Here is a 20,744-nt window from a genome sequence, read left to right on the forward strand (position 1 = left end):
GCGGAGCCGCAGGCATGACCGCACGAGTCCTCGTCGTCGACGACCTTCCCATCAACCGGAAGCTGCTCGATCAGCGGCTCACAGCTGAATATTTCGAGGTCATCACCGCCTCGACGGGGCAGGAGGCGCTGGACATCTGCGCCCGCTCGCAATGCGACATCGTCCTGCTCGACGTGATCATGCCGGGCATGGACGGATTCGAGGTGTGCCGCCGGCTCAAGGTCGATCCCAAGACGCACCACGTGCCGGTCGTGATGGTGACCTCGCTCGACCTGCCGTCGGACCGCGTGCGCGGGCTTGAGGCCGGCGCCGACGATTTCCTGACCAAGCCGGTCGCCGACGTGCCGCTGTTCGCGCGCGTGCGTTCGCTCGCCCGCCTCAAGATGCTCGGCGACGAGCTCCGGCTCCGCGCTCAGACCACGCGCGAGCTCGGCATGAGCGACATGCTGATGGACGTCATCAAGGACGACGGCCTCAACGGCCGCATCCTCGTGGTCGACGACCGCCCGAGCTCCTCGGACCGCCTCGCCGCCGCGCTGTCGGGCCAGCAGCGGGTGGAGATCGAGCCGGACCCGCACGAGGCGCTGTTCCGCGCCGCGGAAGGCGACTTCGATCTCGCGATCGTCGCGCTCGGGCTTGAGGGTTTCGACGCGCTGCGGCTGTGCGCCCAGCTCCGATCGCTGGAGCGGACCCGGACGCTGCCGATCCTGCTGCTGGCGGACCCCGACGACAACGGGCGGGTGCTGCGCGGGCTCGAGGTCGGGATCAACGACTATCTCGCGCGCCCGATCGATCCGAACGAGCTGGTGGCGCGGGTGCGCACGCAGGTGCGCCGCAGGCGCTACACCGAGCGGCTCCGCTCCAACGTCCAGGCGAGCATGGAGCTCGCGATCACCGACGGGCTCACCGGCCTGCACAATCGCCGCTACCTCGAGATGCATCTGCAGAGCCTCCTGGACCAAGCGACGGCGCGCAACCGGCCGCTGTCGGCGCTGATGGTCGACATCGACCACTTCAAGGCGGTGAACGACACCCACGGCCACGACGTCGGCGACGAGGTGCTGCGGGAGGTCGCAAGGCGCCTGAAGGCGAGCGTTCGCGGCATCGACCTCGCCTGCCGGCTCGGCGGCGAGGAGTTCGTGGTCGTGATGCCGGAGACCGACGCCGCGGTCGCGCGCCTTGTTGCCGAGCGCATCCGCAGTCGGCTGGCCTCGGAGCCGGTCGCGAGCCGGGTCGCCGCGCCGCTGGCGGTCACGGCGTCGATCGGCGTCGCGACGTTCCATCCGGAGGCCGACGACGCCGCGGCGCTGATCAAGCGCGCCGACGTCGCGCTCTACCGCGCCAAGCGCGAAGGCCGGAACCGCGTCGTCGACGACGCGGCCTGACCGCCGCCGCGCGGCCCGCCAACGAAAAAGGCGCCCCGGAGGGCGCCTTTTGCGTTTAGAAACCAAAGATCATTTGATCTTGGTCTCCTTGAAGTCGACGTGCTTCTTGGCGACCGGATCGTACTTCTTCAGCACCATCTTCTCGGTCTTGGTGCGGGAGTTCTTGCTGGTCACGTAGAAAAAGCCGGTGTCGGCCGTGCTCAGCAGCTTGATCTTGATGTTGGCGGCTTTCGCCATGGCGTGGACCTCGAGCGGGCGGGCGCGCGGGACGCCAGCGTCTGAATGTGAGCGCGCAACCTACTCACGCGCGCTCGCCTGTCAAGGGCGTCAGGCGCTGCGCAGCCGCGCGGCGGCCACCGCGACGAACAGCGCCATCAGCAGGGCGATCGCGACGGGCACGCCGTAGGGCGGCCACAGGTCGAGGCCGACGCCCAGCGCCGGCGGGCCCGCGATCAGCCCGAGCGAGTACATCACCACGAAAGCGGCGTTGGCGGTGGCGAGGTCGACGCCGGAGAAGCGCGCGCCGAGATGGGCGAGCGCGACGGTGTAGAGCCCGCACACCACGCCGCCCCAGGCCGCGACGGCGACATAGAGCCCCCAGCCGGAGCCTGCGAACGGCAGCGCGATCGCGCCGAGCAGCCCGACGACGCCGATGATCAGCAGCAGGAGGCGGCGGTCCATGCGGTCGCTGACGAGGCCGAGCGGGATCTGCAGCGCGACGTTGCCGACCTCCATCGCGGTGACCAGCAGCGCCGCCGACAGCGGCGCGAGGCCGACGCCGACGCCGTAGAGCGGCAGGAAGGCGAAGGCCCCGGTCTCGACCGCGCCGAAGGTGAAGCCCGACAGGGTCGCGACCGGCGCGACCGCGAGGAAGAACAGGATGCCGCGGCCGGGCGCGGCGCGCTCGATCGGAGGCGCCGCGACGCCCGCGAACAGCAGCGGCGCGCCCGCGACGAGGAACAGCGCCGCGCAGGCGAAGTAGGGCGCGAGCGAATCCATGCCGACGCCCGCGAGAATCAGCGGCCCGGCGCCGAGGCCGACCGACAGCGCGGTCGCGTAGACGCCCATCACCAGCCCACGCGAGGCGGGCGGCGCGAGCGCGTTGATCCAGAACTCCGACAGCACGAACAGGATGGCGAGCGCGACGCCGAAGGCGAATCGCAGCGGGAACCAAGCCCAAAGCGGCGCGACGAAGGCGAAGCCGAGAATCGACGCCGCGCCGAGCGCGAGCGCCGCGAACAGCGTCGCCCGAACTCCGAACCGGGACGCGACGCGGGGAATGAAGGGCGCGGTCACGACCGTCGCGATGCCGCCCATGGCGGTGTTGAAGCCGATCAGGGTTCCGCTCGCCCCGCGGCTCTCCAGGGCGAAGGCGAGCAACGGGATCGACAGGCTAAGGCCGACCCCCACCAGCGCGATGCAGGCGATCGCGACGCCGATGCCGACCTTGCGGTCGCGGGCGCTGAAAGCGGCGAGGGGATCGATCACGGCGGACATGGCGGCGGCGAGAAAGCACGCCCGCGCCCGCCGCGCCAGCCTCCGCCGCGCGCGGCCGGGTTGCTTGGCGTTTCCGGTAGAGCGGAGGGGGCGGTCGGGCGCGATGGCGCCTTCCTTGTCCCGGCCTTGAGCCGGGACCCAGACGCGCGACGGCTTACGGCTATGAAGCGGTTGTCGCGCATATCCGCGACGCTGGAGCGTCTGGGTCCCGGCTCAAGTCCGGGACAAGACGAGGCTGCGCCGGATCGGCTAGAGCAGCTCCGGCTCCGATTTCGAGCCCTGGCGGTAGAACGGCACGGGGAGGTCGCGCTCGAGCCCCTCGTCGAGGCGGCGCGCGAGATCCTTGAGCACGATCCGCGTGATCGGCGGCAGGTCGAGGTCCTGCGCGTCGTCGAAGGTCACCCAGACCAGCTCCACCAGCTCCGCGTCGGGCGTGACGATTCCCTCGACTCTGCCCGCGACGAGGCTGGCGTCGGCGGCGAAGAAGCGGGTGTCGAACCGGCGCGGGCGGCCGGGCGGCGTGATCGCGCGCGCCACGAAATGCAGCCCTTCGAGCGAGGGAAACACGTCGGCCTCCGCGAAAGGCTTCCAGGCCTCGCTCCGGGCCGCGAACGCGCCGGTCTCGCGCTCGCCGATCAGCAGCCCGGTCTCCTCCGCGAGTTCGCGCAGCGCCGCGAGGCCATAGGCGCGGGCGCGCGAGATGGTGGGGCGGCGCACCTGCGTCTGCAGCCGGCGCTCCACATGGGGCGCGTAGGCGCCGGCGATGTTGACCCGGCCGTCCTCGGTCTCGACGCGGCCGCCGGGGAAGACGTATTTGCCCGGCATGAAGCGCACGCCTTCGTGGCGCTTGCCCATCAGCAGCTTTGGCGACGCCGCCTCGCGGTCGACCAGGATGATGGTGGCGGCGTCCTTCGGAACGAGCCGCTGCGGCGCGGCGGCCTTCGCGGGCGGGACGACGCCCTGCTCCTCGCCGGCGCTCACGCCCGGGGGCCCCGGCCGGCGGGCGCGGGCGCGAGATGCGCGTCGTCGTCGGCGCCGCCGAAGCCGTGCATGCGCAGCGCCCATTGCAGGCCGACGAGAGCGCCCTTCACCGGCGGCAGCAGCGCGAGCGACATGGCGATGGTGAGCGGAATCCACAGCACGAGATGCACCCAGATCTCCGGCTTCCACGTCAGCTCGACCGCCATCAGCGCCGCCACGATCACATGGGCGACGATGCTGATGACGACGTAGGGCGGCGCGTCGTCGGCCCGCTGGTGGTGAAGCGCCTCGCCGCAGGCGGGGCAGGCGTCGTTCACCTTGAGATAGGCGCGGAACAGACGGCCCTCGCCGCAGGCCGGGCAGCGCAGCTTCAGGCCGCGGCCTATGGCCTGCGCCACGGCGCGCGGAGGTCCTTCGGCCGACTCGTCATGGCGGTGAGGCTCGAGCGTCATCAGCGTCGTCCTTTCGCCTTGCGAGCGGATTTGCCTTTGGCTGCGGTCTTTCCAGCCGCGGAGCGGGCGGATTTCGCTCCGTCCCCGCCCGGCTTCGATGCGCTCGCGGCCCGCCGCAGCCCGCGCTTGCCGCGGCCGACGGGCTTCGCCTGGCGGCCCTCCGACAGCATCTCGAACCGCAGCGCGCCCGCGACCGGCGCCGCCTCCACGAGCTTCACCCGCACGGTGTCGCCAAGCCTAAAACTCTCGCCGGTGGCGCTGCCGGTGAGCGCTCGGGCGGCCTCGTCATGCACGAAATAGTCGTTCCCAAGCGAGCCGATCGGCACGAAGCCGTCCGCGCCGGTGCCTTCGAGCTTCACGAACAGGCCGGAGCGGGTGACGCCCGCGATGCGGCCGGTGAAGCTCGCGCCGACGCGGTCGGCGAGGAAATGCGCGATCAGCCGGTCGACGGTCTCGCGTTCGGCCGCCATCGCCCGGCGCTCCGACGCGGAGATGCGCGCGCCGATCTCGCCGAGCGTCTCCGGCGTCGTCCCGTCCGGCAGGCCGTCGGAGCCGAGATCGAGCGCGCGGATCAGCGCGCGATGCACGATCAGGTCGGCGTAGCGGCGGATCGGCGAGGTGAAGTGGGCGTAGCGGCGCAGGTTGAGGCCGAAATGGCCATAGTTCTCGGCGGCGTATTCCGCCTGCGCCTGGGTGCGCAGCACCACCTCGTTGACGAGCGTGGCGTTGTCCGATCCTTCAACGCGGGCGAGGATGCGGTTGAAGTGCATCGGCCGCAGGTTGCCCGCCTTCGGGGCCTCGATGTCGAGCGTCGCCAGCAGCTCGCGCAGCGCCTCGAGCTTTTCGAGCGAGGGCGCGTCGTGGACGCGGTAGACCAGCGGCGTCCGCCTCTGCTCCAGCGTCTCGGCGGCCGCGACGTTGGCGAGGATCATGCACTCCTCGATCAGCTTGTGGGCGTCGAGGCGGACCGGGGTGATGACGTCGTCGAGCGAGCCGTCCGGCTTCAGCAGCAGCTTGCGCTCGGGTATGTCGAGATCGAGCGGCCCGCGGCCTTCGCGCGCGATCTTCAGCGAGGCGTAGGCCGCCCAGAGCGGGCGCAGCGCCACGTCGAGCAGCGGGCCGGTGGTCTCGTCCGGCGCGCCGTCGATCGCGGCCTGCGCCTGGGTGTAGGACAGCTTCGCCGCCGATTTCATCATCACGCGGTGGAAGGAGTGGCGGAGCTTGCGCCCGTCCTTCGCCAGATACATGCGCACTGCGAGGGCGGGCCGGTTCTCCAGCTCCCGTAGCGAGCACAGGTCGTTCGAAATCCGTTCCGGCAGCATCGGCACGACGCGGTCGGGGAAGTAGACCGAGTTGCCGCGGTCGAGCGCTGCGCGGTCGAGCGCCGAGTTCGGCCGGACATAGGACGCGACGTCCGCGATCGCGACGGTCAGGATGTGGCCGCCGGGATTGTTCGGATCTGGGTCCGGCTCGGCGTGGACCGCGTCGTCGTGGTCCTTGGCGTCGTGGGGATCGATGGTGACGAGCGGCAGCCGGCGCCAGTCCTCGCGGTCCTTCATCGTCGCCGGCCGCGCGGCCTCCGCCTCCGCCAGCGCCTCGCGCGGGAACACGTGCGGGATGGCGTGGGCGTGGATCGCGATCAGGCTGACCGCTTTCTCGCTCTTGAGCGAGCCGAGCTTCTCGCGCACCCGCGCGGTGGGCAGGCCGTAGCGCCCCTGCTTGACGATGTCGGCCGCGATCAGGTCGCCGTCCTGAGCGCCGTCGGCGGCGTCGGCGGGGATGGCCAGCTCCTTGCCCATGTTGCGCTTGTCGACGGGCACGAGCCGGCCGGACCCGTCGGGAAGCCCGCGAAACACGCCGAGCACGCGGGCCTGCGGCTTCGACAGCACCTTGACGACACGGCCCTGATGCGTGGGGCCGTCTGGCTCGATCTCGTCGAGCGGTTCCACACGGATCAGGATGCGGTCGCCCACGCCCGGCGCAAGGCCCGGCGCGCGGCCGCGGGTCGGGATCTGCACCAGGATGCGTGGGGAGGGGCCGAGATCGTCCTCGTCCCAGTCCGCCGGCGTCGCGATCAGCTCACCGTCCTCGTCGCGGCCCGTCACGTCGGCCAGCACCACGGACGGGAGGTGTCCGGCGCGGCCGATGGTCCTGCCGCGACGGTTGACCACGCCCTCGGTCTCGAGCTCGGCCAGCAGGCGCTTGAGCTCGATCCGCTCGGCGCCGGTGATGTGGAAGGCCCGGGCGATCTCGCGCTTGCCGGTCTTGCCGCCCTGCGACGCGATGAAGGCAATCAGCTCCTCACGCGAGGGCAGGCCACGCGGCAGGATGGGCGGCGTCTTCGATGGTCTGGCGCTGGCGGCGGGTTTACGGGCCAAGGTTTCCCTGCGGGCGATTATGCGATCAGGGCCGACCCTATACGATTTTCGTGCGCCGGGCGGCGAGCCCGCCGATGGACGACGTCACTGGGGCCCGGACGCCACGTAGGATCGGATCACCCAGGTTCGGATTACTTGGGCGCGTTGGCCAGATGCTCCAGCAACGCCACCGACGCCCGCTCCACCGTCATGCGCGGGTTCTTGTCGCACCAGTCGTCGACCCACTTCGTCAGCGCCTCGGCGTTGATGTCGACGTCCTTCTTGAGCGCGAGGCCCTGCCGGCCGAAGGCGGCGCCGGTGACGAAGGCGTGCGCCCAGGACTGGTAGGCTTCGTACCGGCCCTTGTCCGTGCGCTGGGCGTCGGTCCAGGCGCCGCAGGTCTTGGAGCCGATGCCCCACACGACATAGGCGCCGTCGGCTTTCGCAGGAGCGGCGGCGAACACCGCGGCGACCGCCGCGGCGAACATGATGCGTCGCATGATCCCCATCCTCCCCGAGGCCGCTCTTACTCGGCGGCCTTGCGCGTGGTCTTGGCGGCGGCGGGCTTCTTGGCCGCCTTTTTCGCCGCCGGCTTCTTCGACGCGGTCTTCTCGGACGCCGGCTTCTTCGCGGCGGCCTTGCGCGCGGGCTTCTTGCCGCCGCCGGCCGCAGCCTTGGCGTCCACCAGCTTGATCGCGTCCTCGAGCGTCAGCGCGTCCGCTTCCGAACCCTTCGGCAGCGTGGCGTTGACCGAGCCGTGCTTGACGTAGGGGCCGTAGCGCCCGGCGTGGACCGTGACGGCGCCGCCGTCCGGATGGTCGCCGAGCGCGCGTCCGGCGGGCGCCGCGCCGCGCCCGCGGCCGCCGCGCTCCTTCTTCTCCGCGATCACCGTGACGGCGCGGTTGAGGCCGACCGTGAACACCTCTTCTGGCGTATCGAGGTTGGCGTAGGAGCCGTCATGGCTGACATAGGGGCCGTAGCGGCCGAGATTGGCCTCGATCGGCTTGCCCGTCTCCGGGTGCAGGCCGACGAGCCGCGGCAGCGACAGCAGCTTGAGCGCGCCTTCGAGGTCGAGCTCCGCGGCCGACCAGCCCTTGGGCAGCGAGGAGCGCTTGGGCTTCTCCTTCTCCGCCGGCTCGCCGAGCTGGACGTAGGGGCCGAAGCGTCCGGCCCTGAGCGTGACGTCGAGCCCGGTCTCGGGGTCCTGGCCCAGCACCTTGACGCCGTCGGGTCCCGTGGCGGCCCCGTCCTCGCCGCCGGAATCGGCGCCAAGCGGCCGCGTGTAGCGGCATTCCGGATAGTTCGAGCAGCCGACGAAGGAGCCGAACTTGCCGAGCTTCAGCGACAGCGTTCCGGTGCCGCAGACCTGACAGGTGCGCGGGTTCGAGCCGTCCGGCTTTGGCGGGAAGATGTAGGGGCCAAGGATCTCGTTCAGCGCGTCGATGACCTGCGCGAACCTGAGCTCCTTGGTGCTCTCGACGGCGCCGGCGAAGTCCTTCCAGAAGGCGCGCAGCACCTCTTTCCAGTCGAGCTCGTGGTTCGAGACCTTGTCGAGCTGCTCCTCGAGCGCCGCCGTGAAGTCGTACTCGACGTAGCGGTCGAAGAAGCTCTGCAGGAAGGCGGTGACGAGCCGGCCCTTGTCGTCGGGCACCAGCCGCTTCTTGTCGATCTTGACGTATTCGCGGTCGCGCAGCACGGCGAGCGTGGCGGCGTAGGTGGAGGGACGGCCGATGCCGAGCTCCTCCATGCGCTTGACGAGCGCGGCCTCGGTGTAGCGCGGCGGCGGCTCGGTGTGGTGCTGCGTGGCGGCGACGGGGGCGAGGCGCTTCAGCGGATCGCCCGCGGCCATGGCCGGCAGGCGCTTCGCCTCCTCGTCGTCCTCGTCGTCGCGGCCTTCCTGGTAGAGCGCGAGGAAGCCGTCGAAGGTGACGACCGTGCCGCTGGCGCGCAGCTCGATCGGGCGCGCCGATCCTGTCGCCGCGATGTCGACCGTCGTGCGCTCGACTTCCGCCGATTCCATCTGGCTTGCGACGGTGCGCTTCCAGATCAGGTCGTAGAGCCGGGCCTGGTCGTCGTCGAGGCGCTTCGCCATCTCCTTCGGCGTGCGGCTCGGATCGGTCGGGCGCACGGCCTCGTGGGCTTCCTGCGCGTTCTTCGCCTTGACGAGATACTTGCGCGGCGCGCCCGGAACATAGCGGTCGCCGTAGTCCGCGCCGATCACCGCGCGCACGGCCGAGACCGCGCTCGGGTCCATGTCGACGCCGTCGGTCCGCATATAGGTAATGAGGCCGACCGTCTCGCCGCCGAGGTCGATGCCCTCGTAGAGCCGCTGAGCGATCTGCATGGTGCGGTTCGGGGCGAGGCCGAGCTTGCGGCTCGCCTCCTGCTGCAGGGTCGAGGTGGTGAAGGGCGGCGGCGGGTTGCGCTTGCCGGGCTTCGCCTCGACGCTTGAGACCTTGAGGTCGGACGCCTCGATCGCGGCCTTCAGCGCCTTCGCGGTCGCCTCGTCGGGAATGTCGAGGCGGCCGATCTTGCGGCCGTCGGCGGAAGAGATGCGGGCCTCGAAGGCCTCGCCCTTCGGCGTCGCGAGATTGGCGACCAGCGACCAGTATTCGCGCGGGACGAAGCGCTCGATCTCGGCCTCGCGCTCGCAGACGAGCCGCAGCGCGACCGACTGCACTCGGCCGGCGGAGCGGGCCCCCGGCAACTTGCGCCACAGCACCGGTGAGAGGTTGAAGCCGACGAGATAGTCCAGCGCCCGGCGGGCGAGATAGGCGTCGACCAGCGCGACGTCGATCTCGCGCGGCTTCTTCATCGCGTCGAGAATCGCCTGCTTGGTGATGGCGTTGAAGACGACGCGCTCGACCGGCTGGTCTTTGATCGCCTTCTTGGCCCGCAGCACTTCGAGCACGTGCCACGAGATGGCCTCGCCCTCGCGGTCCGGGTCGGTCGCGAGGATGAGCCGGTCGGCGCCCTTCACGGCGCGGGCGATCTCGTTCAGCCGCTGCGCGGACTTGCCGTCGATCTCCCACAGCATCGCGAAGTCGGCCTCCGGATCGACCGAGCCGTCCTTGGCCGGCAGATCGCGCACGTGTCCGTAGGAGGCGAGGACCTCATAATCGGAGCCGAGATACTTGTTGATCGTCTTCGCCTTCGCAGGCGATTCGACGATGACGACGTTGTGCATGAAACGGAAGCCCTTCCGCGACGCCCGGGCCATTCGGCGGCGGCGGCGAAAATGGGGAAGCGCCCTGCCGGTGTCAAATCCGGACCGCGGGGCTGCGACGCAACCTGAAACCACATCTGTTCACAATGTACAATCAAAGGTATATGTCGCGATCATTTTAGGGATCGGAGGATGGCCGTCGATGGTGAAGGTCGCGCGCGGAACGCAGTCGATGTCGCCGCCGGTCGAGGCGGAGGAGACCGCGGCGTATGTGGCGACGTTGGCCGGTGAGCTGTCGCGGCTTTCGCGGCGGTCGGGCCTGCCCACGCTCGCCTATCTCCTGGACATGGCGCGGCTCGAGGCCGAGGGGCATCTGGCGGGCGAGGCGGCGCTCCGCGAGCGATCCTCAGATCCAGGCGTCGGGCTGCCGTAGCGCGACCCGCCCGCCGGCCATCCGCTCTAGCCGACCGGCGAGCTCGAGCTCCAGCAGCACGAGTTGGACGCCGCGGGCCTCGACGCCGGATTGGCGCACGATCTCGTCCACGGCGGCGGGGGCGGGACCCAAAAGCTCCAGCACCCGGGCCCGCTCGTCGTCGGCGGGCTCGGCGGGGCGGAAGCCCGCGGTCTCGGCCTGCGCCAGAGAGATCGGCTTCGGCTCCGGCGGCCCGCGGTCGACCATGGGGGACAACGCCTCCAGCACGTGCTCGGCGCGGGTGACGAAGGTGGCGCCGTCGCGCAGCAGCGCGTTCGAGCCTTCGCAGCGCGGATCGAGCGGCGAGCCCGGCGCGGCCATGACCTCGCGGCCGATCTCGGCGGCGAGGCGCGCCGTGATGAGCGAGCCCGACCGCGTCGCGGCCTCCACGATCACGACGCCGAGCGACATTCCGGCGATGATGCGGTTGCGGCGGGGGAAGTCGCGGCCGCGCGGCTGCCAGCCGAGCGGCATCTCGGTGACGAGCGCGCCGTGCTCGATGATGCGCCGGGCGAGGTCGGCGTGCTCGGGCGGATAGATCCGGTCGAGCCCGCCCGCGCAGGCCGCGACGGTGCCGCTCTCGATCGACGCCGCGTGGGCCGCGGCGTCGACGCCGCGCGCAAGCCCGGAGGCGATCACCCATCCGGCCCCGCCGAGGTCGGCGGCGAGGCGGGCGGCGAAGCTGCGGCCGGCGGAGGAGGCGTTGCGCGCGCCGACGATCCCGACCGCCGGACGATGGAACACGGAAGGATCGCCCGCGACCGTCAGCAGCGGCGGCGCGCCGTCGGCGGCGGCGAGCGCGCGGGGGTAGTCCGCCTCGCCGAGCGCGATCATGCGGGCGCCGAGGCGCTCGACCTCGGCGAACTCGTCCTCGGCCTCCGCGCGGGACGCGACGCGGATCGCGCGTCCGCCGCGGCGGGCGAGGGTCGGCAACGCGTCGAGCGCGGCCGAGGCGCCGCCGAAATGGTTCACGAGATCGCGGAAGGCGCGGGGGCCGACGTTCTCGGACCGGATGAGCCGCAGCCAGGCGACGCGCTGTTCCGGCGTCAGGCGCGGCATGGCGGTCAGGCCCCGGCGCCGGGCGAGGGCGACGACCGCTCGCCGATGCGGCCTTCGCGGCCCTCCAGCAGCCGTCCGATGTTCTCGCGATGAAGCAGCCAGAGCGCCGCGGTCATGGCCGCGAACACGCCGGCGGCGACCGGACCTTCGCCGAAGAACAGCAACAGGAGCGGCGCCAGCAGGCTCGCCGTCAGCGCCGAGGCCGAGGAGTAGCGCGTGGCCGCGGCGACCGCGATCCATATGGCTGCGAAGGCGAGGGCGACCGGCCACGCCACGCCGATCAGCGCGCCGAGATAGGTCGCGACGCCCTTGCCGCCCTTGAACCTCAGCCAGACGGGGAAGACGTGGCCGACGAAGGCGGCCGCGCCGGCGACGAGGCCCGCCTCAGGCCCCCAGAGAGGCGCCGCGATCAGGACCGCGGCGGTCGCCTTCAGCATGTCGCCCAGCAGCGTCGCGGCCGCGAGGTCCTTGCGCCCCGTGCGCAGCACGTTGGTGGTGCCGATGTTGCCGGAGCCGATCTTGCGGAGGTCGCCCGCGCCGGCCGCCCGGGTCACGATCACGCCGAACGGAATCGAACCGAGCAGGTAGCCGAGGACGGCGGCTGCGATCAGGGCGGCTGCGGCGACATCCGGCATGGCGGGAGCTCGAAACGACGGCGGGGCGGTGGGCGCCGCCGCTCAACCGTAGGGATAGACGGGGCGGCCGGCAACGACCGTGCGGAGCACGCGGCCCTGAAGCCGGGCCTCGTCATAGGGCGTGTTCTTCGACTTGGACTTAAGCGTCGCGGCGTCGAGGACCCAGGGGGCTTCGAGGTCGAACAGCACGAGGTCGGCCGGCGCTCCGGCCTTGAGGGCGCCGCCGGGCAGGCCGAGCATCTCGGCCGGCCGGGTCGACATCGCGGCCAGCAGCCGGTGCAGCGTGACGTCGCCGGAATGGACGAGACGCAGCGCCGCCGGAAGCATGGTTTCGAGCCCGATCGCGCCGTCGTCCGCTTCCGCGAACGGGCGGCGCTTGGTCTCCACGTCCTGCGGGTCGTGCGCGGAGCACACCACGTCGATCAGCCCGTCGGCGAGCGCCTGCACCAGCGCGCGGCGGTCGTCCTCGTGGCGGAGCGGCGGCGCGAGCTTGAAGAAGGTGCGGTACTCGCCGACGTCGTTCTCGTTCAGCGTCAGATGCGCGACGGAGGCGCCGCAGGTGACGGGCGAGCCGGCCGCCTTGGCGCGGCGCACCACGTCGAGGCTCTCCGCGCAGGTGACGAGGCTCGCGTGGTAGCGGGCGCCGGTCAGCGCCGCGAGGCGGACGTCGCGCTCGATCACGATCGCCTCCGCCGCCGTCGGACGGCCGGGCAAGCCGAGCCGGCTCGCGAACTCGCCCTCGTTCATGGCGCCGCCGGCCGAGAGCTCGGCGTCCTCGGCGTGATGGCAGATCAGCGCGCCGAAATCGCGGCCGTAGGCCATGGCGCGGCGCATCACCCGCGCGCTCGCGATCGAGCGCGGCCCGTCGGTGAATGCGACGGCGCCGGCTTCGAGCAGCAGCCCGATCTCCGTCATCTCGTGGCCGGCGAGCCCTTTCGTGAGGGCCGCCATCGGATGGAACCGGACGCTCGCGGTGTCGCGGGCGCGGCGCATCAGGTAGTCGACGATTTCCGGCGCGTCGACCGGAGGCGTCGTGTCGGGGCGCGCGACGATGGTCGTCACGCCGCCGGCCGCCGCCGCCCGGCTTGCGGCCTCGATGGTCTCGCGGTGCTCGGCCCCCGGCTCGCCGACGAAGGCGCCGAGGTCGACGAGGCCCGGCGCCAGCACATGGCCGCGGCAGTCGATCGTCTCTGCCCGCGCGGAGGGCGCGACCTTCGCGCCGACCTCGGCGATGACGCCGTCGTCGACCAGCAGCGAGCCGATCTCGTCGCGGCCGCTCGCGGGGCAGACGAGGCGGGCGTTGACGTAGAGGGTGGGGCGGTCGGCGGGCGGCTGCATGTTGGTCACGCGTCCGGCAGGTGCTGCGCGAGCGTTTCGAGCACGGCCATGCGCACCGCGACCCCCATCTCGACCTGGTCGCGGATCAGCGAACGCGGGCCGTCGGCGACCTCGGAGGCGATCTCGACGCCGCGGTTCATCGGGCCGGGATGCATCACGACCGCGTCCGGCGCGGCGTAGGCGAGCTTGGCGGCGTCGAGTCCGAAATGGGCGAAGTACTCCTTCACCGAAGGCACGAACGAGCCGTTCATGCGCTCGAGCTGCAGGCGCAGCATCATCACCACGTCGGCGCCGGCGAGGCCCTCGCGCATGGTGCGGAACACCTTGACGCCCATCCGCTCGATCCCGACCGGGAGCAGCGTCGACGGCGCGATCACGCGGACCTCGGCCCCGAGCGCGTTCAGCAGCAGGATGTTGGAGCGCGCCACGCGGCTGTGGAGCACGTCACCGCAGATCGCCACCACGAGGCCATGGATCCCGCCCTTGGCGCGCTTGATGGTGAGGGCGTCGAGCAGCGCCTGTGTCGGATGCTCGTGGGCGCCGTCGCCGGCGTTCACGACCGAGCAATCGACCTTCTGCGCCAGCAGCGCGACCGCGCCCGCTGCGTGGTGGCGCACCACGATCACGTCCGGCCGCATCGCGTTCAGCGTCGCGGCGGTGTCGAGCACCGTCTCGCCCTTCTTCATCGACGAGTTGCCGACCGACATGTTCATGACGTCGGCGCCGAGGCGCTTGCCGGCGATCTCGAACGAAGACTGGGTCCTGGTCGAGTTCTCGAAGAACAGGTTGATCTGCGTCCGGCCGCGCAGCGTGGCGCGCTTCTTCTCGACCTGCCGGTTGAGCGCGACCGCGTCCTCGGCCGCCGCGAGCAGGTGGGAGATTTCGGCCGGCGACAGCCCGGCGATGCCGAGCAGGTGCCGGTGCGGGAACAGCGCGGTGGAAGCGGCGGGCGTGGGCATCGAGGAGCGGTCATAGCCTCTGCGCGCGCGCTCCGGCAAGCGGCCCGAGCGCGCGGTCCACCGCCGCTTTGCCGCGATAGCCGCGTAGGTTATCATCTTGTTCGGGAGCGCGGCGTTACCGTCTGCGATCCGCCGGCCGCGCCGGCGGCGTCGGGCGGGGGCCGCATGAGGGCGGCGACGACACGACAACGCGACAGGAGAGTGCGCGAATGACGTCCTTCATCAAGCTTGGTCTGGCCGGCGCCTGCGCGTTCGGCATGGCCTTCGGCAGCCTGCCGGCGCAGGCGGCGTGGGTCGGCTCGGCCGCCGCCGTCGAGACCGCCAAGACGTCCTCGATCGAGACGGTCGGCTGGCGTGAGCGCCGCGGCTACTATCGGGGCGGCGGCCGTCACTATCACTACCACCGCCACCGCCGCGGCGGGAACGCGGCTGGCTACGCCGCGGCCGGCATTCTCGGCCTTGCGGCGGGCGCCGCCATCGCCGGGTCCGCGAGCCGCGACCGCTACTACGACGACGGCTATTACGACGGCCCGCGCCGCGTCTACGTCGAGGAGCCGCGCCGTTACCGCCAGTGCCGGGTCACGCGCTGGGGCGAGAACCGCTACGGCGAGCCGGTGCGGGTGACGAGCTACCGTCCCTGCTGATCCGAACTGCGCCCCACGGCGCCTGAACCGGCCGGCGGAGCGCCACGCTCCGCCGGCCGTTTTGGTTCCAGCCTCACGAAGAAAAGATTCCGGAGCGGCGAACTCTCGCGCGTCTGTGAGCGTTAGAGGCGCGTCAAGGTCGAGACCGAAGCTTGGGGGCGGCGGTCATATCCTCGGCCCGATCACGGCCTTCGCCGGACGTGCGCGTCGGCGGAGCGCTTCAGGAGGCTACCCCATGACGTCCATTCGAAACGCATTTTTGGCCGGCGTCTGCGCGCTGGCCGTAGGCTTCGGCTCAATGCCGGCCGAGGCCGCGTCCTCTAACCGCGGCGACCGCGCCCCCGCCGCGAACACGATCGCAGGCGTGCCCTACGACCAGATCCAGACCGTCGGCCGCCGCGGCGGCGGCTGGCGCGGCGGCGGGTGGCGCGGCGGCGGCCATCGCGGCTGGCGCGGCGGAGGCTATCGCGGCGCGCGCTGGGGCGGAGGTCGCCATTGGGGCGGCGGACGCTATTACGGTCGCGGCTGGGGCGGACGCCGGTACTACTACGGCCACCGTCACCGCAACTATGGCGGCTACGCCGCCGCCGGCATCCTGGGCCTCGCGGCCGGAGCGGCGATCGCCGGCAACGGCTACGGCTACTACGACCGGCCCTACTACGGCGGCGGGTATGGCTATTACGACCGCCCGTACCGTCGCGGCTACTACAGCCGGGCCTATTACGGCGGCCAGTGCAAGGTGCTGCAGACGCGCCGCGACTATTACGGCCGGCGCTACACCGTGGCGCGCTATCGCCCCTGCTGATGCATAGCCGGGGGCGGAGCGACGCCCTCGAGCAGGCCGACGACCACCGGCAATGTCGTGAAAGACACGACCATCTGCGCGGTGATGATGGCCGCCATCAAAGGCGCGTCGCCCCCCAGGCGGCGCGCCAACACGTATGAGCTGCTTGCGGTCGGGACCGCGCCGCAGATCGCGACGATCGCGAGCGCCACGCCTTCGACGCCGAAAGCCCAGGCCGCTCCGGTCATGAGCGCGGGCATCACCGCCAGCTTGATCGCGACGATCGCGATCAGCTCCCGACGCGGCGCGAGCGTTCGGAAGGTGAGGCCCACGCCCACCAGCAGCAGACCGACGCCGAGGGCGCCGCGCCCGAGCAGGTCGAGCGTCTCGACAACCGGGCCGTAGACCGTCACGCCGAATCCGTTGAGCGCGCCGCCTGCGACCGTCGAAAGAAACAGCGGATTGCGGACGATCTCGCGCAGGATGCGAGCTATGGTCGGCGGTTCGCCTGCGCCGTTGGCGGCGATCACCGCGACCGACAGCACGTTCAGCAACGGAATCATCGCCGCCACGCCGATCGCCGCGAGCGCAAGGCCTTCGCGGCCGTAGAGCGAGGCGGCGACGGCGAGCGCCACCGGCGTCTGCCAGCGCACGGCGCCCTGAAACAGCGAGCTGAACGCCGGGCCGTCCACGCCGGGCGACTGGAGCCACAGACGCCGCGACAGCAGCATCGCGCCGGCGACGACGAGCACGGCGAGGATCATGGCCGCGGCCATCGGAGCGATCGCCAATCCCCGGAGGTCCGCGCGCACCAGCGTCACCAGCAGCAGCATCGGGAACAGCACGTAGTAGTTCAGTCGCTCGACGCCTTCCCACATCGGCGGGGAAAACATTGTCGTCCGCGCGAGGCCATAGCCGAGCACGATCAGCAGCAGCGACGGCAGCAGGCTTTCGATCGCGATGATCATCCGGGCGCTCCCGCGCGGTCCCGGCGGGTGGTCCTGGAGCATTTCCTGTTTCGCATAGCTGCCATTACGCTCTGAATGCCGAAGCTCTAACGACGTTTTGCACCTGAGCCCACCGAAGAGGCTTCCCATATCGGGGCGGCGCAGTCCGTATGCTTTCGGCGGACTTTCCTTGAATGATGAGGACAGTTCGATGTCGTCTCTTCGCACCAAAATCGCAGCGGCGGTCTGCGCGCTCGGCGTCGCAGGTCTGGCCGCGGCTCCCGCCAGCGCGGAGCCGTTCCACCATGGCCCCGGCGGCTACAGCCACCCGGGATGGGGCGGACCGCATTGGGGCGGGCCGCGCTATTCCGGATATCATCATCGCGGCCCAGGCTGGGGCGGCGCCGCGGCGTTCGGCGCTCTCGGCCTCGCCACCGGCGCCGTTCTCGCCGGCGAGGCTGGCCCCGCGCCGGGCTATTACGCCTATGGCGGCGAGTGCCGGGTCACCTCCTGGCGGCATGACTCCTTTGGCTATCCCGTCAAGGTGATCAGCTACCGCCCGTGCTGATCGCGGCGAATGAGAAGCCGCCCGGTTCTCACCGGGCCGTCTTTGCGTCAGACGGCGTCTTCGGAGGCGCGGCGCAGACCGGCGATCCGGTCGAGCGCGCCCTGGAGGATGTAGGCGGCGGCGAGCTTGTCCACGACCTCGTCGCGGCGCTTCCGGCTGGTGTCGAACGAGATCAGCATGCGCTCGACGGCGGCCGTCGACAGCCGCTCGTCCCAGAACCCGATCGGCAGCAGCGTGCGGCCCGACAGGCTGCGGGCGAAGGCGCGCGTCGCCTGACAGCGCGGCCCTTCGGTGCCGTCCATGTTGACCGGCAGGCCGAGCACGACGCCGACCGCCTTGCGGCTGTCCGCGATCGCGAGCAGCCTGTCGGCGTCGGGCGTAAACTTTTTCCGCGCGATGGTCTCGAGCGGCGAGGCCACCATCCGGTGGGGATCGGAGGCCGCGACGCCGATCGTCTTGGTTCCGAGGTCGAGCCCGAGCAGCGTCCCCAGCGGCGGCAACGCCGCGACGAAGGCGCCGATGTCTTGGAAGATCGTGGACATGTGCGTCGCCGTAGCACGCCAGCGTGACCGGAGTGAACTTGTCCTGATGCGGGGCGGGGCTATTCTCCGCCTCCGACTCGACCAAGCAACAGCACAAGGACGTCGCCCGCCCATGCGCATCACCTGGTTCGGCCACTCCGCCTTCCGGCTCGATTTCGGATCGAAAGTGGTCCTGATCGACCCGTTCCTCGAGAACGGCGTGTTCAAAGGCGACAAGGCCGCGGCCGCGAACGGCGCGACGCACATCCTGCTGACGCACGGCCATTTCGACCATGTGGGCTCCACCGTCGAGATCGCGCAGCAGACCGGCGCGACGGTGGTCGCCGACTACGACCTCGCCATGTGGGTCGGCTCAAAGGGCGTGAAGGCGCTGGAGCCGATGAACACCGGCGGCTCGATCGAGCTCGGCGGCTTCCGCGTGACCATGACCCAGGCGCTGCATTCGTCGGGCCATCTCGACGAGAACGGCGTCTCGCAGTACCTCGGCGACCCGCACGGCCTGATCGTCGCGCCGGACGGCGAGGACGAGCCTGTGGTCTACGCCATGGGCGACACCGGCATCTTCGGCGACATGAAGCTGATCAACGAGCTCTACGCACCGACCGTCGGCTTCGTGCCGATCGGCGACCGCTTCACCATGGGCGCGAAGACCGCGGCCTACGCCTGCCGGCACTTCTTCGACTTCGACCTCGTGGTGCCGTGCCACTACGCCACCATGCCTATCCTCGATCAGACCGCCGACCGCTTCGTCGAGCTGATGGAGAGCGTCCGCGGCACCACCGTGAAGGTTCCGAAGGTCGGGGAGCCCTTCGAGGTCGAGGGCTGAGGCTCAAGCCTCAGCCGGCCCTGAGCAGCCTGACGGCGGCGTCGCGCTCGAACAGGTGGAGCAGCAGGCGCAGCGCCTCGCCGCGCTCGCCGGTCAGGTTCGGGTCCTTGGCGAGCACGAGCCCGACGTCGTCATGGGCGACGCGCACCAGCTCCGCGTGGCGCTCCATGCGGGCGAAGCGGAACACCGGCGCGCCGGACTGGCGCGCGCCCAGCACCTCGCCCTCGCCGCGAAGCTCAAGATCCTTCTCGGCGATGACGAAGCCGTCGTCGGTCGCCTTCATGGTCTCCAGGCGCTGCTTCGCGGTCTCCCCCAGAGGCTCCTTCCACAGCAGCAGGCACATCGAGCGCTCGGCGCCGCGCCCGACGCGTCCTCGAAGCTGGTGGAGCTGCGCGAGGCCGAAGCGCTCGGCGTGCTCGATCACCATGACGGTCGCCTCCGGGACGTTGACGCCGACCTCGATCACCGTGGTCGCGACCAGAATCGACGACCGGCCCTCCACGAAGGCGGCGACGGCGGCGTCCTTGTCGGTCGACTTCATCTGGCCGTGCACGATCCCGACGCGGCCGGGGAAGGCCTCCGCGAGATGCGCGAAGCGGTCCTCGGCGGCGGCGATCCCTTCGAGCTCCTCCGAGCTCTCGACCAGCGGGCAGACCCAGTAGACCCGAGCGCCGGAGTCGATCGCCCGGCCGATCGCGGCGACGATCTCGTCGAGGCGGTCGAGGTTGAACAGACGGGTCTCGATCGGCGTGCGGCCCGGCGGCTTCTCGTCGAGCGCCGAATGGTCCATGTCGCCGAACGTCGTCAGCACCAGCGTCCGCGGGATCGGCGTGGCCGTCATCACCAGCACGTCGACCGCCACGCCCTTGGAGGCGAGCGCGAGCCGCTGGCGGACGCCGAACTTGTGCTGCTCGTCGACGATCGCGAGCGCGAGGTCGCGGAACGCGACGTCGTCCTGGAACAGCGCATGGGTGCCCAACAGCAGGTCGATCTCGCCGGCCGCGAGCCGCTCCAGCGTGCGGGCCCGCTCGCGACCCTTCTCGCGCCCCGTCAGCAGCGCGACGGTGAGCCCGCCGACGGCTGCGAGCGGCTCCAGCGTCGCGAGGTGCTGGCGGGCGAGGATTTCGGTCGGCGCCATCAGCGCGGCCTGCCGTCCGGCTTCGACGGCGGTCGCGGCCGCGAGCAGGGCGACGACCGTCTTGCCGGAGCCGACGTCGCCCTGCAGCAGCCGGAGCATGCGGGTCGGCGCGGCGAGGTCGGCGCGGATCGCCTCGAGCGCGCGGGCCTGCGCGCCGGTGAGGCGGAACGGCAGAGCAGCCGTGACTCGCTCCGCAATTCGCCCATCGCCCGCGGTGGCGCGGCCGCTGCCTCGCTTCATGTGCGCACGCACGAGCTGCAGCGCGAGCTGGTTCGCGAGCAGTTCGTCATAGGCGAGGCGGGTGAGCGCCGGGCCGTCGGCGGAGACGTCGCCGGGCGTCGTCGGCCGATGCAGCGCGTTGAGGCTCCCGGCGAAGCTCGCGAATCCCCGGCGGGCGAGAAAGGCGCCGTCCTGCCATTCCGGCAGCCGCGGCAGCCGCTCGAACGCGGCGCGCGCGACGCGGGCGACGAGATTGTGGGTGAGGCCTTCGACCAGCGGATAGGTCGGCTCCACGGGCGGCAGCTTCGCGACCCCCTCCGCGTCCAGCACATGCGCCGGATGCACCATCTGGAACATGCCGTCGAACAGCTCGGGCGCGCCCGAAACCCAACGCGTCTCGCCGAGCGGCAGCAGGCGCTCGATGTAGGGGCCTTGCGCCTTGAAGAACACCAGCGTCATCGCGCCGGTGTCGTCGGCCACGACGACGCGGTAGGGCGCGCGCGGGCTGCGCGGCGGCTGATGCCGCTCCACCACGACCTCCACCGTCGCGATCTCGCCGGGGACGAGCTCCGCGATCGTCGGCCGGGCGCGCCTGTCGACCGCTCCGGTCGGCGCATGGAACAGCGCGTCGATGACCCGCGGCGCTCCGCCGGCGGGCGAGGCGCCGAGCAGGCGCGTCAGGGCCTTGGCGACCTTGGGCCCGACGCCGGGCAGGGCGGTCGCGTCGGCGAACAGGGGATCGAGCCGGGAATCGCGCATGGGCCGCTAAAGAAGT

Annotated in this window: 20 protein-coding genes; 6 read left to right on the plus strand and 14 right to left on the minus strand. The window is 71.3% G+C overall.

Going from position 1 to position 20,744, the window contains the following annotated elements; genetic code table 11:
• Positions 1-14 precede the first annotated feature (14 nt).
• Complete coding sequence (locus PKE78_RS12765; RefSeq protein WP_271201287.1) at positions 15-1,385, plus strand: PleD family two-component system response regulator; 1,371 nt, start codon at positions 15-17, stop codon at positions 1,383-1,385.
• A 69-nt stretch (positions 1,386-1,454) separates the two neighbouring features.
• On the opposite strand, the gene rpmG is transcribed toward PKE78_RS12765, so the two are convergent.
• The 7 genes from rpmG to topA form a co-directional block, all read right to left on the minus strand.
• A complete protein-coding gene (gene rpmG, locus PKE78_RS12770) occupies positions 1,455-1,622 on the minus strand; it encodes a 50S ribosomal protein L33 (RefSeq protein ID WP_271201288.1) in 168 nt (55 codons plus the stop codon).
• Between the two features lie 90 nt (positions 1,623-1,712).
• Positions 1,713-2,882: an MFS transporter gene (locus tag PKE78_RS12775; RefSeq protein WP_271201289.1), complete on the minus strand. Its 1,170-nt coding sequence runs from the start codon at positions 2,880-2,882 to the stop codon at positions 1,713-1,715.
• A gap of 249 nt (positions 2,883-3,131) precedes the next feature.
• The gene (locus PKE78_RS12780) at positions 3,132-3,863 is read right to left on the minus strand and encodes an NUDIX hydrolase (protein WP_271201290.1); all 732 of its coding nucleotides are present in this window, start codon (positions 3,861-3,863) and stop codon (positions 3,132-3,134) included.
• Complete coding sequence (locus tag PKE78_RS12785) at positions 3,860-4,315, minus strand: DUF983 domain-containing protein (RefSeq protein ID WP_271201291.1); 456 nt, start codon at positions 4,313-4,315, stop codon at positions 3,860-3,862. Before PKE78_RS12785 ends, PKE78_RS12780 begins: the two co-directional genes overlap by 4 nt.
• Positions 4,315-6,693 (minus strand): ribonuclease R, encoded by a 2,379-nt coding sequence (rnr, locus tag PKE78_RS12790; RefSeq protein ID WP_271201292.1) that lies wholly within the window; start codon positions 6,691-6,693, stop codon positions 4,315-4,317. The genes PKE78_RS12785 and rnr overlap by 1 nt, the downstream gene beginning before the upstream one ends.
• 131 nt (positions 6,694-6,824) lie before the next feature.
• A complete protein-coding gene (locus PKE78_RS12795) occupies positions 6,825-7,172 on the minus strand; it encodes a hypothetical protein (protein WP_271201293.1) in 348 nt (115 codons plus the stop codon).
• 26 nt (positions 7,173-7,198) lie between these two features.
• A complete protein-coding gene (gene topA, locus PKE78_RS12800) occupies positions 7,199-9,859 on the minus strand; it encodes a type I DNA topoisomerase (protein ID WP_271201294.1) in 2,661 nt (886 codons plus the stop codon).
• Between the two features lie 181 nt (positions 9,860-10,040).
• Here topA and PKE78_RS12805 point away from each other — a divergent pair, with 181 nt between their 5' ends.
• Positions 10,041-10,271, plus strand: a complete 231-nt coding sequence (locus tag PKE78_RS12805) for a hypothetical protein (protein WP_271201295.1) — start codon at positions 10,041-10,043, stop codon at positions 10,269-10,271.
• Here PKE78_RS12805 and dprA read toward each other — a convergent pair.
• From dprA to PKE78_RS12825, 4 genes are read right to left on the minus strand one after another with little or no spacing between them, the layout of a single operon-like run.
• The gene (gene dprA / locus PKE78_RS12810; RefSeq protein ID WP_271201296.1) at positions 10,245-11,369 is read right to left on the minus strand and encodes a DNA-processing protein DprA; all 1,125 of its coding nucleotides are present in this window, start codon (positions 11,367-11,369) and stop codon (positions 10,245-10,247) included. The two genes, PKE78_RS12805 and dprA, sit on opposite strands and share 27 nt — an antisense overlap.
• Positions 11,370-11,374: 5 nt before the next feature.
• On the minus strand, positions 11,375-12,004 hold the full coding sequence (plsY, locus tag PKE78_RS12815; RefSeq protein ID WP_271201297.1) for a glycerol-3-phosphate 1-O-acyltransferase PlsY: 630 nt from the start codon (positions 12,002-12,004) through the stop codon (positions 11,375-11,377).
• 42 nt (positions 12,005-12,046) lie between these two features.
• A complete protein-coding gene (locus PKE78_RS12820; RefSeq protein ID WP_271201298.1) occupies positions 12,047-13,342 on the minus strand; it encodes a dihydroorotase in 1,296 nt (431 codons plus the stop codon).
• 5 nt (positions 13,343-13,347) lie between these two features.
• Complete coding sequence (locus PKE78_RS12825) at positions 13,348-14,301, minus strand: aspartate carbamoyltransferase catalytic subunit (protein WP_271201299.1); 954 nt, start codon at positions 14,299-14,301, stop codon at positions 13,348-13,350.
• 209 nt (positions 14,302-14,510) lie between these two features.
• Here PKE78_RS12825 and PKE78_RS12830 point away from each other — a divergent pair, with 209 nt between their 5' ends.
• Both PKE78_RS12830 and PKE78_RS12835 read left to right on the plus strand, forming a co-directional pair.
• Complete coding sequence (locus tag PKE78_RS12830) at positions 14,511-14,945, plus strand: hypothetical protein (RefSeq protein WP_271201300.1); 435 nt, start codon at positions 14,511-14,513, stop codon at positions 14,943-14,945.
• 235 nt (positions 14,946-15,180) lie between these two features.
• Complete coding sequence (locus PKE78_RS12835) at positions 15,181-15,750, plus strand: hypothetical protein (protein ID WP_271201301.1); 570 nt, start codon at positions 15,181-15,183, stop codon at positions 15,748-15,750.
• Here PKE78_RS12835 and PKE78_RS12840 read toward each other — a convergent pair.
• Entirely contained in the window at positions 15,735-16,697 is a 963-nt protein-coding gene (locus tag PKE78_RS12840; RefSeq protein ID WP_271201302.1) for an AEC family transporter, read from the minus strand. The two genes, PKE78_RS12835 and PKE78_RS12840, sit on opposite strands and share 16 nt — an antisense overlap.
• Positions 16,698-16,887: 190 nt before the next feature.
• Between PKE78_RS12840 and PKE78_RS12845 the strand changes: the two genes are divergently transcribed.
• Positions 16,888-17,244, plus strand: a complete 357-nt coding sequence (locus tag PKE78_RS12845) for a hypothetical protein (RefSeq protein ID WP_271201303.1) — start codon at positions 16,888-16,890, stop codon at positions 17,242-17,244.
• Positions 17,245-17,291: 47 nt separating this feature from the next.
• Here PKE78_RS12845 and ruvX read toward each other — a convergent pair whose 3' ends face one another.
• Entirely contained in the window at positions 17,292-17,786 is a 495-nt protein-coding gene (ruvX, locus tag PKE78_RS12850; RefSeq protein ID WP_271201304.1) for a Holliday junction resolvase RuvX, read from the minus strand.
• A 112-nt stretch (positions 17,787-17,898) separates the two neighbouring features.
• Between ruvX and PKE78_RS12855 the strand changes: the two genes are divergently transcribed.
• Positions 17,899-18,612 carry a metal-dependent hydrolase gene (locus PKE78_RS12855; protein WP_271201305.1) on the plus strand — a complete coding sequence of 238 codons (714 nt, stop codon included), beginning with the start codon at positions 17,899-17,901 and terminating at the stop codon, positions 18,610-18,612.
• Between the two features lie 10 nt (positions 18,613-18,622).
• Here PKE78_RS12855 and recG read toward each other — a convergent pair whose 3' ends face one another.
• A complete protein-coding gene (gene recG / locus PKE78_RS12860) occupies positions 18,623-20,728 on the minus strand; it encodes an ATP-dependent DNA helicase RecG (protein WP_271201306.1) in 2,106 nt (701 codons plus the stop codon).
• Positions 20,729-20,744: the final 16 nt, after the last annotated feature.

Origin of the sequence: Methylopila turkensis (assembly GCF_027922325.1) — a bacterium.
GTDB lineage: Bacteria > Pseudomonadota > Alphaproteobacteria > Rhizobiales > Methylopilaceae > Methylopila > Methylopila turkensis.

Coding starts and splice junctions, on each gene's coding strand:
- PKE78_RS12765 (WP_271201287.1), top strand. CDS start 15: ATGACCGCACGAGTCCTCGTCGTCGACGACCTTCCCATCAACCGGAAG.
- rpmG (WP_271201288.1), bottom strand. CDS start 1,622: ATGGCGAAAGCCGCCAACATCAAGATCAAGCTGCTGAGCACGGCCGAC.
- PKE78_RS12775 (WP_271201289.1), bottom strand. CDS start 2,882: ATGTCCGCCGTGATCGATCCCCTCGCCGCTTTCAGCGCCCGCGACCGC.
- PKE78_RS12785 (WP_271201291.1), bottom strand. CDS start 4,315: ATGACGCTCGAGCCTCACCGCCATGACGAGTCGGCCGAAGGACCTCCG.
- PKE78_RS12795 (WP_271201293.1), bottom strand. CDS start 7,172: ATGCGACGCATCATGTTCGCCGCGGCGGTCGCCGCGGTGTTCGCCGCC.
- topA (WP_271201294.1), bottom strand. CDS start 9,859: ATGCACAACGTCGTCATCGTCGAATCGCCTGCGAAGGCGAAGACGATC.
- PKE78_RS12805 (WP_271201295.1), top strand. CDS start 10,041: ATGGTGAAGGTCGCGCGCGGAACGCAGTCGATGTCGCCGCCGGTCGAG.
- dprA (WP_271201296.1), bottom strand. CDS start 11,369: ATGCCGCGCCTGACGCCGGAACAGCGCGTCGCCTGGCTGCGGCTCATC.
- plsY (WP_271201297.1), bottom strand. CDS start 12,004: ATGCCGGATGTCGCCGCAGCCGCCCTGATCGCAGCCGCCGTCCTCGGC.
- PKE78_RS12820 (WP_271201298.1), bottom strand. CDS start 13,342: ATGCAGCCGCCCGCCGACCGCCCCACCCTCTACGTCAACGCCCGCCTC.
- PKE78_RS12825 (WP_271201299.1), bottom strand. CDS start 14,301: ATGCCCACGCCCGCCGCTTCCACCGCGCTGTTCCCGCACCGGCACCTG.
- PKE78_RS12830 (WP_271201300.1), top strand. CDS start 14,511: ATGACGTCCTTCATCAAGCTTGGTCTGGCCGGCGCCTGCGCGTTCGGC.
- PKE78_RS12835 (WP_271201301.1), top strand. CDS start 15,181: ATGACGTCCATTCGAAACGCATTTTTGGCCGGCGTCTGCGCGCTGGCC.
- PKE78_RS12840 (WP_271201302.1), bottom strand. CDS start 16,697: ATGATCATCGCGATCGAAAGCCTGCTGCCGTCGCTGCTGCTGATCGTG.
- PKE78_RS12845 (WP_271201303.1), top strand. CDS start 16,888: ATGTCGTCTCTTCGCACCAAAATCGCAGCGGCGGTCTGCGCGCTCGGC.
- ruvX (WP_271201304.1), bottom strand. CDS start 17,786: ATGTCCACGATCTTCCAAGACATCGGCGCCTTCGTCGCGGCGTTGCCG.
- PKE78_RS12855 (WP_271201305.1), top strand. CDS start 17,899: ATGCGCATCACCTGGTTCGGCCACTCCGCCTTCCGGCTCGATTTCGGA.
- recG (WP_271201306.1), bottom strand. CDS start 20,728: ATGCGCGATTCCCGGCTCGATCCCCTGTTCGCCGACGCGACCGCCCTG.